The organism is Grimontia hollisae CIP 101886 (genome assembly GCF_000176515.1).
Lineage (GTDB): Bacteria > Pseudomonadota > Gammaproteobacteria > Enterobacterales > Vibrionaceae > Enterovibrio > Enterovibrio hollisae.
Map to the genome: position 1 here is coordinate 128,066 of NZ_ADAQ01000011.1, position 13,490 is coordinate 141,555.

Sequence of the window (13,490 nt, forward strand, 5' to 3'; positions counted from 1 at the left end):
ATTTGAATGATTTCGTTGGAAACATTGACATTATCCACGGCATGAAACCTGTTAGAATTCCCCCGTCCCTTACTTTACTCACGATGAAACCCGTATCTGTTTTTTGTTTCAATCACTCACTGTGAGCCACTACATCCGGAAGTTTTCATGATCTACAAACTGTTTGAGCGTATTACGCTGGCTTTCCCGCCTTCCGAGCCGGAGCAACCACCCAATAGTCTGCTCGCGTTTTGCCGACACTACACCAAAGGTTTTGAACGCCCCTTACTCGCTATGTCATTGCTGACTGCACTGATCGCGATTGCAGAAGTGTCATTGTTTGGCTTTATGGGGCAACTGGTTGACTGGCTGGCTAATCAGGATAGAACAACATTTCTTGCCGACGAAGGGAACACACTGCTTGGCATGGGATTGTTGATCCTCATTGGAATGCCGCTGTTGGTATCCCTGCATTCGCTGGTGATACACCAAACCCTTCTCGGCAACTACCCGATGTCAATCCGTTGGATGGCACACCGCTACCTGCTCAGACAAAGCATTGGTTTTTATCAAAATGACTTTGCAGGCCGCATTGCGACCAAGGTGATGCAGACCGCGCTTTCCATTCGGGAAACCGTCATGAAGCTGCTGGACGTTGCCGTGTATATCTCGGTCTACTTCGCCATGATGCTGTTTATGGTTGGGCAAGCCGATATTCGCCTGATGATCCCCCTGATCCTCTGGCTTGTTGCCTACATCGGTATCCAGATTTACTTTGTGCCCAAGCTGAAAGCCGTATCGACCGAGCAAGCAGATGCCCGATCGCTGATGACAGGGCGGATTGTCGACAGTTATACCAACATCGCCACCGTTAAACTTTTCTCACACACAGATCGTGAAACCGAATACGCCGAAGAAGGCATGGGCGTCTTTATGGATACCGTTTACCGCCAGATGCGCCTTGCCACCGGCTTCAACATCGCCGTAGAAATCGCCAACTATGCGCTGGTCTTCGCCATTGGCACCATTTCTATCTGGCTGTGGCTAGATTCCGCCATCACGATTGGCGCTATCGCGATTGCTGTCAGCCTTGCCTTGCGCATAAACGGCATGTCGAAATGGATCATGTGGGAAATTGGCTCCCTGTTTGAAAACATCGGCACTGTGGTTGATGGCATGTCGACGCTGTCCAAACCCGTCGAAGTTATGGACAAGCCAAACGCACCTGCGCTTGACGTGCCGCAAGGTGCCATCAGTTTTACTGATGTTTGCTTCCACTATGGTGAAGGCAAAGGGGTGATTGAAAAACTGAACCTCAATATTAAACCGGGCGAGAAAGTCGGGTTGGTTGGCCGCTCCGGCGCAGGTAAATCAACGCTGGTAAACCTGCTGATGCGTTTCCATGATGTGGAAGGAGGGGAAATTCGCATCGACGGCCAGAACATTGCTGAAGTGACGCAGGATTCACTGCGCGCCAACATCGGCATGGTGACGCAAGATACATCCCTGCTTCACCGTTCAATCCGTGAAAACATCCTTTACGGCAACCCATCTGCCAGCGAAGAGGCGATGCTTGAGGCAGCCAAGAAAGCGCAGGCACATGACTTTATTGAAACCCTGAGTGACCCACACGGTAATCGTGGCTATGACTCACAGGTCGGGGAACGGGGTGTAAAACTGTCAGGCGGACAACGCCAGCGTGTCGCAATTTCCCGGGTACTGTTAAAAGACGCCCCCATCCTGATTTTGGATGAAGCCACGTCAGCACTGGACTCAGAAGTAGAGGCAGCAATTCAGGAAAGTCTTTACCAATTGATGGAAGGAAAAACGGTTATCGCCATTGCACACCGCCTCTCCACCATTGCCGCAATGGACAGATTGGTTGTGCTCGATCAGGGGCAAATTGTTGAACAAGGCACCCACAAGGAATTGATTGCCAGTGGCGGTATCTATGCCCAGCTCTGGCAGCACCAGACCGGCGGATTTATCGGGGATTAACCTCCATTTTCCTGAACAGGCGCTTCGGCGCCTTTTTCTGCATCGCAACAGAGGGCAAGCATGTGGTGTTGGCCTGGCGGTTTTGTTGTTGCCTCTCACTCAGGCCTGCCTTACACTTTGGTCCCTTTAAGTCTGTCACGTCCAATCATGCACCCAGAACAAGAAAAATTATTGCCTTGGCTCAGAGTCATTCTGATGGCGTTAAGCGCATTTATTTTCAATACCACAGAGTTTGTTCCTGTTGGGATGCTGGCAAACCTTGGTGAGAGTTTTGGTATGCGTCCGGCAGAAGTCGGCCCGATGCTGACCATCTATGCCTGGATTGTTGCGCTGTCATCGTTGCCTGTGATGTTGCTACTGGCCAATGTTGAACGCCGCCGCCTGCTGCTTGGCGTCTTTGCCCTGTTTGTTGTCAGCCATGTCGTTTCTGCTTTGGCAAACAGTTACAACATGTTACTGGTATCTCGCGTCGGTATCGCATTCGCCCACTCAGTATTCTGGTCAATCAGCGTAGCAATCGCCGTGAGAATGGCACCAGAAGGTAAAAGTGCTGTGGCTATCAGCCTGCTTGGAACCGGGACAGTACTGGCCATGGTAATGGGTGTGCCGCTAGGTCGCATTATTGGTGAATGGTTTGGCTGGCGAACCACATTCGGCAGTATCAGTGTGATTTCCGCCCTGTTAATGCTGGCGCTGTGGCGATGGCTACCGGCACTGCCGATTTCCAACTCCGGCAACCTTTCGAGTCTGCCGGAAATAGGCCGGAATAAGCCGTTACTGAGCCTTTATCTATTGACGGTGATTGTGGTCACCGCCCACTTTACGGCTTACACCTACCTTGAGCCGTTGATCCAACAGGTTTGGCATTTAAGCCCTGATGTGACTACCTGGACGCTCTTGACTTACGGTGCAGCCGGTATACTTGGTAGCCTGCTATTCAGTCGCTTACAACCTTACCATCCTAATACCATGTTATTATTAGGGTTTGGTATGCTGGCACTCTGCCTTTTGTTACTGTCAACCTCAAATATTGGCGTGTTGCAACTCTTTCCCGGTGTCGCGTTTTGGGGGGCCATCATGATGATGGTGATGCTTGCGATGCAGACCCGTGCACTTGAATATGGCTCCAAGGCAACGGACATCACCATGGCCATTTACTCTGGCATTTTCAATGTAGGGATTGGGGCAGGTGCGTTGCTGGGTAGTCAGGTCGTGCTGCATCTGGGTGCTGCAAACAATGGTCTGGTGGCATTTGCAGTGATCAGCGTTGGAATACTGCCGCTTTGGTATCTGTTACGTAAAAAGAAAACGGACACGATGGACACAGGCCAAATGCAAATGCAGCCCTGAAAAACAAATGTGGAGAAGACCTGTGTGGGCAACACGCCCCCGTACGGCCAGTGCCGGACGGGGCGAAGATAACGAAATCAATATTCGCAAGAGTCAGTGCTGAAGTAATCGTGAACCACGATCTTACCTGCAATGATGTCGTCACGGATTTGCGTTATGCGCGCTTCCATTTCAGGGGTAACCAGATCGCGGTTGTATTCATCCAGCACCCAGTCAACACCGCCTTCTTTCAGACCCAGCACCTGCAAGCCCGGTGTGAATTCACCGTTTTTCGCATCGCTAAATGCATCCTTAACCGCAACATCAACACGCTTTACCATCGACGTCAGCATCACTCCCGGATACAGGTAGTTTTGGTTTGAATCAACGCCGATGGCGTATTTTCCTCCGTCTGCTGCTGCCTGGTAAACGCCTACCCCGGTCCCGCCCGCAGCGGCATAAATGACGTCTACGCCTTTATCAAACTGCGATTTCGCCAGCTCAGCGCCTTTGGTTGGATTATTCCACGCTGCGGGCGTTGATCCGGTCATATTTTGGATCACTTCCGCGCCTTCCGCTTCATACTTCACCCCCTGCTCGTAGCCGCAGGCAAGCTTGTGGATCAATGGAATGTCCATTCCCCCAACAAAGCCGATCTTATCGCTTTCACTTTTCATGGCGGCGAGTACACCCACCAGGAATGAACCTTCGTGCTCTTTAAATACTACTGAGCGCACGTTTGGCAGGTCAACCACAGCATCAATGATCACGAACTGGGTTTTGGGGAACTGTTTCGCCACTTTTTCTACGATCGGTGCCTGCAGTAAGCCCACCGCCACAATCGGGCTAAAACCACGCTGTGCCATACGCAGCATAGCTTGCTCACGCTGGGCTTCGTTAGTGATTTCAAACTCACCGTAGCGGATACCGGTTTCAGTCTTAAAAGCCTCAGCACCGGTGTAAGCTGCCTGGTTGAATGATTTGTCGAACTTACCGCCCATGTCGAAAATGACGGAGGGCTTGAATTGCGCAGCTGAGGCGGATGCAGACATAAGAGCGAGGGTTACTGCTGCAGCCAGTGAGGTGATGGTTTTCATCCGTGCTTCTCCATTTAACTAAAGAGATCTATACGCCGCCTTGTTTTCTGTGTATTCATTGGCCGTTTTTAAGTGGCGGTCTGTTAGTTGGGTTCATCGCAGTTGGAGATCAACCCACACCAGACGATGATCAGAGGAGTGCGAAGCCACAGCGTTACCCTTGTGATTGTGGATCAAATGCCCAAGCAGATTGTCCGGGTTGGGCCAGAATACGCCAGCATCCAGTACGTTAAAGTGAATAGATGGCAAGACATAATCCAACCTCAGGCCACGGTGGTGAGTTGCCTGGCGTTTTCTCCGGGTATGGGCGTGTAATAACGCGGCTTCGGCGCCGTCGCTTTCCGGTTTTACATCCTGAATCTTTGCATCATCCAATAGCTGGCGTATCGCATTATGATCCCCATCACCATTGACCGGATCCGCATTGAGATCCCCCATCACCACAAATGGCTGTGAAGGCGTGAGTCCTCCTGCCTTTCCTGCGTCATCAACCAAAAAGTCTGCCCCCCGAACAATGTCATGCAACAGTCGGAGTTCATCAGCATTGCGTTTATAGTTACGTTTCTCCGTACCATCAAAAACTGGCGGCGTGGGATGACAGGCAACCAGCTGAATCACTTTGTCATGCACGATAACAGGCAAGGCGATATGGTTTTTCGAGGACAAACGCAAAGATCCCAGCCCTTTACCGGCGAAATACGCGCGTGGCATTTTACTGTCAGGGTATGACGCCCAGCCGAGGGTTTGCCAGGAACGCAGGTTTTCCAGATCGAGCGGGTATCGGCTCAACACGACAAAACCATACTGCCCATGGTGCCGGCCAAAGCCATGCGCCCGTTCCGGTAATGTCGCAACGTCTTCTCCGTTGCACACAGCGAGCCCGGTATTGGTAGGCGGTGCATACTGAAAAGGATAATGAATGGCAGGTTGTCCACACCGGGGCTTTTCAAGATAAGCTTGCTGAAAATACGCCAACATGCCGTCATCTCCGCCTTGCCCAGGATGGTCAAACTCACACAATAAAAGGACATCTGGCTGTATATGTTGGATGATGGCGGCAATATGGGCGTAACGGCGATGCGTGCCTGCTTTAAGTTCACGGAAAATATCGCCGGGCGCGTCAGCTGACATAGCAACATTAAACGTCGCAAACCTCAGTACGTTGTTGTCAGAACCCACTATCACTACTCAGTCTGTACCCAAAGCACAATGTTAACCTTTCGGGCAGACTAGGAACAACGCTCCTGACTGAGAATCATCGACAAAGCCTGACGAATATACTTGGCATCGGCTTCAGCCCGGTGTGGCGCAGGACCAAGCGAGTCGAGGGCGGACAGGAAATCACCCCGGCTGATACTGTCATGGTTCAACAACCAATGCCCGACCTCAGTCAGGGTAAATGTCGGTCGCATATGGGCAGCCTTATATAATCGACCCAACCAAAACAAATCCCACTGGCTGTCACACAGAACGTCATCGTAATAACACAATGCACTATTAAGATGAGAACAAACGTCGGTGACAGAAAGCCCTTCCGCTTTCAGACTATGACGGGAGATACCATGAATTTCCGTTTCAGCAAATTCATCCCAGTATTGCCAGCTCTCGCAAGAAGATTCAGGATTAATCAGCAAGCTGATACTGGTTCCATCGGGCAAGCTGTAGCCCACTTCTATCGGATATGAAGCTTCTGTTAAACCAGAGGCTTCAAAATCAAGGGTAACCCACATATTATCGCTCCATGATAATGTTGTGTTCATTGAAAATAGCGAAAAACAAGCCAACCTTGGAGCGTTAGTGACGGGCACATCCTGTTTGCCCTATAAACGATCCAGACTCAAGGCGACTGTATTTCGCAGTGATTTTATACCTCAGCTGAAAACTTTGTGGGAATTCAGGCCAAAGAGGAGAGGTTTATCCCATCCAGTGGTCCTTTCACACTTTTCGGCTAGAGAAACGCAATCGCTATGCTATGCAACAGATAAATGCGCTTTTATGCATAATAAATGTAGCGCCTATGCGTGTTTCTGCACGGCAAAACCCGACCCGTAATGGATATTCCACGGCGCTTTATCATTTTTTAGAAAAAGGTGCCTATGCACACGCCAACAAACGATAGTGATGATCTATGCCCAATAAACAGTTAACGCCCGTACTTGGCTTTGCCGGGTACAGCGGTGCCGGAAAAACCACGTTGCTCGAAGCCGTCATTCCCCACCTTAAAACCGCGGGCTTAAAAGTCGGCCTGCTGAAACACAGTCACCACGATATTGAGCCGGATAACCCCTCAAAAGACAGCTATCGCCTGCGCTATGCGGGCAGCGATCAATTGCTGCTGGCAACCTCAAAACGCCACATGCTTTTTTTTGAATATCATGATCAGGAAAATCGGGAGCCTTCGCTGAAAGAGTGTTTGGCACAACTGGATCACGCTCGGCTGGATATTATTTTGGTGGAAGGTTTTCGCGATGAAAAATTCGCCAAAATAGAAGTTCACCGTCCACGCTATGGAAAACCCACCCTATACAGTCAGGACAAACACATTATTGCTGTCGCCTATGACGAGAAACCTACCGATTTCGATCACTCAGGATTACCCGCGCTCGACCTGAACCAAGCGGCTAACATTGCAGCCTTCATTAAATATTGGCTGAAAAATGCACCAATACATGAGAAGTATCTTGCCTATGAGCCTTTGATGTAAAACCTCTCTCCCGAGCAACGTATTGACATGAATAAAGTCGGTTGAAATGACAAGCTCAATGTGTCGGAATGATTAGGCCTGTTGATATTTTGAGGTTACTTTTACAACAAAAGATCCTACCCGAAGTGGAAAAATTAACGATCTATGTCTGGATTTACCCATCCACGTATCGCCCGTTTCAATTAAAAACTTCAAAATGAGTCTTTCGAAATATGCATAAGAAGCTAGAGATGAAATTAACTACCCGTACCCTCAGTCCACGAAAACAAATCGCTCTGGTTGCCCACGACCACTGCAAATCTGAACTACTGCGCTGGGTGAAGGAAAACAAAGATGCACTTTCGCACCATTCTCTGTTTGCAACCGGCACGACAGGCAATATCCTGAGCCGGGAGACGGGCCTGTCGATCACGTCACTAATGAGCGGTCCTTTGGGCGGCGATCAGCAGTTGGGGTCGATGATTTGTGAAAAGAAAATCGATGTACTGGTTTTCTTCTGGGATCCGCTAAGTGCCGTACCGCACGACCCGGATGTAAAAGCGCTGCTTCGCATTGCCGCAGTATGGAATATTCCGGTGGCAATTAACCGGGCGTCAGCCAACTACCTCATTTCATCTCCGATGATGACGCACGAAGTTGACATTGAAGTGCCAGACTACGACACATATCTCTCAGAAAGGCTGTAGCCCTGATGAGTCTCCGCCCATAATCCAAGGTGTGGTGGCACCAAGCCACCCCCCCATATGGTTGCCATTACGCACTGTGTTTCGCCCCAGATTTAGCATCCTAGTTGCAAACATTTAGTGTGAATAATCGAGCAGCGCTTTTATTTCTGACACGTGTTTATTCACCCAAGCACGGTTAATCGCGCCCCAGTCGGAAATTCGGTATCCGCCGTTTTTGTTTGCCCCCACAAATTCGACATCAATATCCAACTCCCTCAGCGCTTCAATCGTGTCCTGAGCCGTTCTTCGCGGCATGCCGGTTTCGCCCATGATCGCCGGTACTGTATCCACACCATTATCAATAAGGTGTGCAACCAACAAACGTCGATAAAAGCTGGTTTTTGTTTTACTTGGTTTACTCAAATTTCCGTCCTGTCAATTGGCTAGCACGCCCTTAAGGGCTCTGTCTTGACCAGTTTACCTGGAACGGAGGCCGGATAAACGGCCGGTAACCGTTTTAGTGCGGTGTTTCACGTCCGTGACAATGTACGTTATCCCGGCAACCTCTTAACGCGCCATACAACCGCTTAAATGTTTATTCCACCACTAACACGCTGAGCGAATGCACCATTGTCAGGTAAACCGTAAAGTTGGCACCGTGAATCAACTCTATTAAGGACAATTGCTATGATGTGGTTTCTCACCTGTGTCGCTGCGCTCATTGGCGGCTACTTCGTCTACGGGGCCTTTATCGAAAAAGTGTTCGGCATCAAGGAGCACCGTAAAACTCCAGCGCACACCAAAACCGATGGCGTTGACTATGTGCCTATGTCAACCCCGAAGGTGTATCTGGTGCAGCTTCTGAATATCGCGGGTGTGGGTCCCATCTTCGGCCCCATTATGGGTGCACTATACGGCCCGGCGGCAATGCTGTGGATTGTGATGGGATGTATCTTTGCAGGTGCGGTACACGACTACTTCTCTGGCATGTTGTCTGTCCGTAATGGTGGTGCATCAGTTCCCAACATTACTGGTCGCTATCTGGGTAACGGCGCAAAACATTTTATGAACATCTTTGCCATTATCCTGTTGCTGCTGGTTGGTGTGGTTTTTGTTTCTGCACCAGCAGGCATGATCACTAACCTGATAAACGAACAAACCAGTCTGACAGTAACAATGACCAGCATGGTCGTGATTATCTTCACGTATTACATCATTGCGACTATCGTTCCAATAGATAAAATCATCGGCCGTTTCTATCCGTTCTTCGGTGCCCTGCTGATCTTTATGTCTGTGGGTCTGATGACAGCGATTGGCTTTTCTGATGAGCACACTGTCATGGGCAACTTTGCAGTAAGCGACATGTTCAGCAACCTGAATCCAAACGATATGCCACTGTGGCCAGCCCTGTTCATCACCATTGCGTGTGGCGCGATTTCAGGCTTCCATGCCACCCAATCTCCACTGATGGCACGCTGCGTGGAAAACGAGAAGAACGGTCGCTTTGTGTTCTACGGAGCCATGATTGGTGAAGGTATCATCGCCCTGATCTGGTGTGCCGTTGCCTTGTCTTTCTTCGGTTCGCTGGAGGCACTGAATGAAGCTGTGGCCAATGGCGGTCCGGGTAATGTGGTTTACAGTGCCTCATTCGGCTTGTTGGGTGTGTTCGGTGGCATCATTGCGTTCCTGGGGGTGGTTATTCTGCCTATCACTTCTGGCGACACTGCATTCCGTTCAAGCCGCCTTATCCTCGCTGAATACTTCAATATGGAGCAAAAATCGCTGCGCAGCCGACTGCTGATGGCAATGCCACTCTTTGTCATCGGTGGCATCCTGACCCAGGTAGATTTCGGCATTATCTGGCGCTACTTTGGGTTTGCAAACCAAGCCACGGCAGTCATGATGCTGTGGACAGCATCCGCATATCTGCTGCGCCATAACAAGCTTCATTGGATCACTACCGTTCCAGCAATGTTTATGACATCAGTGTGCGTGACCTTCATCCTGAACAACGCCACACTGGGCTTTGGCCTGCCCATGAATATCTCAACCGGTGCCGGTGTCCTGTTTGCTCTGATGGTAGCAGCCTACGTGATAAAAACGTCGAAAGGGAAAGGTGAAACAGAACTCGATGATGAAGAGATCCCTCAGGCAGAAACTAAAACAGCCTAATATGACAAAATGTTAAAATAGAGCCTGCCTTCGCAGGCTCTATTTGTTTCATTCTCCGTCACAGATACAATGAGAAAAAAGAAAGCAAAGGTTCACCATGGAACTGATTGTCTCGCTGCTGCAGCAAATGTGTGTGTATCTGGTGCTGGCTTATATGCTCAGCAAAACCCCGATCATTCTGCCTTTGTTGAACATATCTTCACGTTTAAGCCACCGACTTATCTGTTATGTCCTTTTCTCTGGCTTTTGCATTCTCGGTACTTATTTTGGCCTTCATATTAATGATGCAATTGCCAATACCCGGGCAATTGGTGCCGTCATGGGTGGTCTTTTCGGCGGGCCGGTGGTGGGCTTTTTCGTGGGCTTCACCGGTGGTATTCATCGCTATTCTCTGGGTGGGTTTACGGATCTCGCCTGTGGCATATCCACCACTGCAGAAGGGCTCATTGGCGGCCTGATGCATGTTTACTTTGTGAAGCGTAACCGTATCAGCCAACTGTTTAACCCCGCAGTGGTGTTTGGGATAACGTTCGTCGCCGAGGCGCTGCAAATGATCATCCTGCTACTGGTGGCCAAGCCTTTTGATGAATCTTATGCCCTTGTGTCAACGATTGCAGCTCCCATGATCATTGCCAATTCTTTCGGTGCTGCCCTGTTTATGAGTATCTTACAAGACAGGAAAACTATCTTCGAAAAATACTCTGCCTCATTTTCACGTCGCGCATTGACTATCGCTGACCGATGCGTAGGCATTCTTCACAATGGATTGAATGGCGATTCAGCAGGGAAAATTGCCCGTATTATTTACGAAGAAACTCAGGTGGGCGCCGTATCCATTACCGATAATGAAAAAATTCTCGCTTATGTCGGCATTGGCGATGATCACCATCTGCCTGCAACTAAAATTTCCTCACAAAGCACATTAGATGCCATTGCAAAAAATACCATCATGTACCTTGATGGTGCAGAAAAGCCCTATCAGTGCTCGCTCTCACAAGATTGCAAACTTGGCTCCGCACTGATCATCCCACTGCGCTCAGGTGAAGACGTGGTTGGCACCATTAAACTCTATGAACGTAAACATAAACTATTCTCTACCATTAATATGTCAATGGCAGAAGGGATTGCTCAGCTCCTTTCCAGCCAAATTCTGTTCAGTGGATACTTGCAACAAAAATCGTTGCTGACACAGGCTGAAGTAAAATTATTGCATGCACAGGTCAATCCGCATTTTTTGTTCAATGCCCTCAACACCATCAGTGCTGTGGTACGCCGCGATGCGGACAAAGCCCGTGAGCTTATCCAAAACCTGTCCCAGTTTTTCCGCAGTAACCTCAAACAGAATGTGCGCTCAGTGTCTCTTCGCGAAGAGCTTGAACATGTCAATGCGTATCTGAGTATCGAAAAGGCACGGTTTACAGACAGGCTAAATGTGGAGATTCACATTGATGATTGCCTGTTAGATGTGCAAATCCCAAGTTTCACCCTCCAACCACTGGTGGAAAACGCCATTAAACACGGTATTTCCAATCTGTTGGAAGGCGGCAATGTGAGAATTTTCAGTGTTCCCGTGCCGGGTGGTTACGCCATTTCCGTCGAAGATAACGCAGGCTGTTTCGTACCACCATCGAAGAACCACGAAGGGTTGGGACTGGAAATTGTAACAAAACGGCTTGAACATCACTTTGGGCGTGATTCATCACTTAAAATTGAAACCAAGCATGATCAATTTACCCGAATGACGTTTATCATTCCGGTTTCCGAAGTAAGCACAGGTGCACATGTAAGATGTTAACTGCACTGGTCATTGACGATGAACAGTTTTCCCGCGAAGAACTTATCACATTGCTGGCAGAAACAGGCGACATTGAAATCATCGGTGAAGCCCCGAACGCAATTCTTGGCCTGAAGAAAATCAACGAATTGAAGCCGGATGTGGTGTTTTTGGATATTCAAATGCCAAAGGTAACGGGCCTTGAACTTCTCTCCATGCTCGATCCTGAAAGCATGCCTTTCGTCGTTTTCGTTACCGCTTACGACCAGTACGCCATCGAAGCCTTTGAAGAGAGTGCGTTCGACTATTTACTCAAACCTGTTGAACCCAACCGTTTGATAAAAACGGTGCATAAGTTGACACGTATCGTGAAAAAGCAGTCTGCGCCTCAAAACTTGTCGGCACTGGCACCAGAAACGCTAACTCAAATCCCGTGCACTGGACACAACCGTATTTTGCTGGTGCCGATTAACCAGGTAGAAAGCATATACAGTGATATCAGAGGCGTCCATGTCCATACCCCGGACCAAACCCCAACCACACCACTCACCCTGAAAACGCTGGAAGAAAAAACGCCGCTGCTTCGTTGCCACCGCCAGTATCTGGTCAACGTCAATCACATCCGCGAAATCAAGCTATTGGAAAATGGTGTCGGAGAAGTCGTTACCTGTAGCGGCTTGAAAATTCCTATCAGCCGCCGATACCTAAAAACCCTGAAAGAAGTGATCGGTTTGACGAGCTGATCCGCTATTCAGCCATTGTCTTGCTCACCGAAGCGTCTGGTATCCATTAAAAAAGTGATTCACTGGGCCATGCCCTTTTCCCACATTCAGTTTATCAGCGTGGGCAATCGCTTCAGAGATATAAGCTTTCGCTGACCGGACCGCACTGTAAAGATCGTGTCCCTGCGCCAGATAAGACGCAAGGGCAGAAGAAAGCGTACAACCGGTGCCATGGGTATTGTTGGTTGAGATCCGTCTGGCAGAGAAGTGTTCAACATGCGTTTGCTGGATCAGCAAATCAGTGCTCTTCTCATCAGCCTCCAAATGCCCGCCTTTCAGCAATACCGACGCCGCCCCCAATGTGCGTAATCCCGCAACCATCTCCGCCATTTCAGCCGTATTTTGGGGTATCGCGCTATCGGTCAGCGCTGCGCCTTCCGGTAAGTTAGGCGTCACCACACTGGCGAGCGGCAACAAATCACTTTTCAGCGTGCTGATGGCGTCCTGCGCCAGCAGCAAATCACCGCTGGTAGCAACCATAACCGGATCGACAACAAGATACCGCGGCCTGTATTGGCGGATCTTTTCCGCGACCACTCTGATGATATCCGCATCAGCCAACATCCCCACCTTTACCGCAACCACGTCAAGGTCTGAAAATACCGCATCCAACTGATGCGCAACGTGCTCGATGGGGATAGGAAAGATGGCAGAAACGCCCCGGGTATTTTGGGCGGTGATGGCCGTGATTACCGAGCAGGCATACCCGCCCGTTGCCGAAATGGCTTTGATATCTGCCTGAATACCCGCCCCGCCACCGCTGTCAGATCCTGCAATGGTAAGAACAATAGGTGTGGAATGTGGAAAAGATTGCATGGCGGTCCCTTATCAATAAGGGGAACATGAGTAAGCGGGATCAAGGAGAAAGGTGAAAATAATCCAACTCAAACATAGTTCCCTACGTCAGTGCTAACTGCATCAGGTTCAACGGGTCACGCATTGCGTTCTCAGCCTGGTGGCTCCCCGACTATGTGTTTGATACTAACAAGA

The 13,490-nt window shown here is 49.5% G+C and carries 12 protein-coding genes and 1 riboswitch; of the genes, 7 read left to right on the forward strand and 5 right to left on the reverse strand.

Going from position 1 to position 13,490, the window contains the following annotated elements:
- Window positions 1-147 precede the first annotated feature (147 nt).
- The gene (locus VHA_RS06850) at window positions 148-1,977 is read left to right on the forward strand and encodes an ABC transporter ATP-binding protein (RefSeq protein WP_005503063.1); all 1,830 of its coding nucleotides are present in this window, start codon (window positions 148-150) and stop codon (window positions 1,975-1,977) included.
- Between the two features lie 147 nt (window positions 1,978-2,124).
- The gene (locus VHA_RS06855) at window positions 2,125-3,327 is read left to right on the forward strand and encodes a sugar transporter (RefSeq protein ID WP_040528680.1); all 1,203 of its coding nucleotides are present in this window, start codon (window positions 2,125-2,127) and stop codon (window positions 3,325-3,327) included.
- Window positions 3,328-3,404: 77 nt separating this feature from the next.
- On the opposite strand, the gene VHA_RS06860 is transcribed toward VHA_RS06855, so the two are convergent.
- From VHA_RS06860 to VHA_RS06870, 3 genes are all read right to left on the reverse strand, one after another.
- Window positions 3,405-4,403: a BMP family lipoprotein gene (locus VHA_RS06860; protein WP_005503065.1), complete on the reverse strand. Its 999-nt coding sequence runs from the start codon at window positions 4,401-4,403 to the stop codon at window positions 3,405-3,407.
- Window positions 4,404-4,496: 93 nt separating this feature from the next.
- A complete protein-coding gene (locus VHA_RS06865) occupies window positions 4,497-5,582 on the reverse strand; it encodes an endonuclease/exonuclease/phosphatase family protein (protein WP_005503066.1) in 1,086 nt (361 codons plus the stop codon).
- A 50-nt stretch (window positions 5,583-5,632) separates the two neighbouring features.
- Window positions 5,633-6,133, reverse strand: coding sequence for a 3'-5' exonuclease family protein (locus tag VHA_RS06870; RefSeq protein ID WP_005503067.1), 501 nt, complete (start codon window positions 6,131-6,133; stop codon window positions 5,633-5,635).
- A 398-nt stretch (window positions 6,134-6,531) separates the two neighbouring features.
- Here VHA_RS06870 and mobB point away from each other — a divergent pair, with 398 nt between their 5' ends.
- Both mobB and VHA_RS06880 read left to right on the forward strand, forming a co-directional pair.
- Window positions 6,532-7,107: a molybdopterin-guanine dinucleotide biosynthesis protein B gene (gene mobB, locus VHA_RS06875; protein ID WP_005503068.1), complete on the forward strand. Its 576-nt coding sequence runs from the start codon at window positions 6,532-6,534 to the stop codon at window positions 7,105-7,107.
- A 230-nt stretch (window positions 7,108-7,337) separates the two neighbouring features.
- Window positions 7,338-7,793, forward strand: a complete 456-nt coding sequence (locus VHA_RS06880; protein ID WP_040528410.1) for a methylglyoxal synthase — start codon at window positions 7,338-7,340, stop codon at window positions 7,791-7,793.
- A gap of 114 nt (window positions 7,794-7,907) precedes the next feature.
- Here VHA_RS06880 and VHA_RS06885 read toward each other — a convergent pair whose 3' ends face one another.
- Complete coding sequence (locus VHA_RS06885; protein WP_005503070.1) at window positions 7,908-8,195, reverse strand: winged helix-turn-helix domain-containing protein; 288 nt, start codon at window positions 8,193-8,195, stop codon at window positions 7,908-7,910.
- A gap of 264 nt (window positions 8,196-8,459) precedes the next feature.
- Here VHA_RS06885 and VHA_RS06890 point away from each other — a divergent pair, with 264 nt between their 5' ends.
- From VHA_RS06890 to btsR, 3 genes are all read left to right on the forward strand, one after another.
- Window positions 8,460-9,944 carry a carbon starvation CstA family protein gene (locus VHA_RS06890; protein WP_005503071.1) on the forward strand — a complete coding sequence of 495 codons (1,485 nt, stop codon included), beginning with the start codon at window positions 8,460-8,462 and terminating at the stop codon, window positions 9,942-9,944.
- Window positions 9,945-10,041: 97 nt separating this feature from the next.
- A complete protein-coding gene (locus VHA_RS06895) occupies window positions 10,042-11,739 on the forward strand; it encodes a sensor histidine kinase (protein WP_005503072.1) in 1,698 nt (565 codons plus the stop codon).
- Window positions 11,733-12,461: a two-component system response regulator BtsR gene (gene btsR, locus VHA_RS06900; protein WP_005503073.1), complete on the forward strand. Its 729-nt coding sequence runs from the start codon at window positions 11,733-11,735 to the stop codon at window positions 12,459-12,461. The genes VHA_RS06895 and btsR overlap by 7 nt, the downstream gene beginning before the upstream one ends.
- 24 nt (window positions 12,462-12,485) lie before the next feature.
- Here btsR and thiD read toward each other — a convergent pair whose 3' ends face one another.
- Window positions 12,486-13,316, reverse strand: a complete 831-nt coding sequence (thiD, locus tag VHA_RS06905) for a bifunctional hydroxymethylpyrimidine kinase/phosphomethylpyrimidine kinase (protein WP_005503074.1) — start codon at window positions 13,314-13,316, stop codon at window positions 12,486-12,488.
- A 62-nt stretch (window positions 13,317-13,378) separates the two neighbouring features.
- Window positions 13,379-13,476: riboswitch (TPP riboswitch) on the reverse strand.
- Window positions 13,477-13,490: the final 14 nt, after the last annotated feature.

Coding starts and splice junctions, on each gene's coding strand:
- VHA_RS06850 (WP_005503063.1), top strand. CDS start 148: ATGATCTACAAACTGTTTGAGCGTATTACGCTGGCTTTCCCGCCTTCC.
- VHA_RS06855 (WP_040528680.1), top strand. CDS start 2,125: ATGCACCCAGAACAAGAAAAATTATTGCCTTGGCTCAGAGTCATTCTG.
- VHA_RS06860 (WP_005503065.1), bottom strand. CDS start 4,403: ATGAAAACCATCACCTCACTGGCTGCAGCAGTAACCCTCGCTCTTATG.
- VHA_RS06870 (WP_005503067.1), bottom strand. CDS start 6,133: ATGTGGGTTACCCTTGATTTTGAAGCCTCTGGTTTAACAGAAGCTTCA.
- mobB (WP_005503068.1), top strand. CDS start 6,532: ATGCCCAATAAACAGTTAACGCCCGTACTTGGCTTTGCCGGGTACAGC.
- VHA_RS06880 (WP_040528410.1), top strand. CDS start 7,338: ATGAAATTAACTACCCGTACCCTCAGTCCACGAAAACAAATCGCTCTG.
- VHA_RS06890 (WP_005503071.1), top strand. CDS start 8,460: ATGATGTGGTTTCTCACCTGTGTCGCTGCGCTCATTGGCGGCTACTTC.
- VHA_RS06895 (WP_005503072.1), top strand. CDS start 10,042: ATGGAACTGATTGTCTCGCTGCTGCAGCAAATGTGTGTGTATCTGGTG.
- btsR (WP_005503073.1), top strand. CDS start 11,733: ATGTTAACTGCACTGGTCATTGACGATGAACAGTTTTCCCGCGAAGAA.
- thiD (WP_005503074.1), bottom strand. CDS start 13,316: ATGCAATCTTTTCCACATTCCACACCTATTGTTCTTACCATTGCAGGA.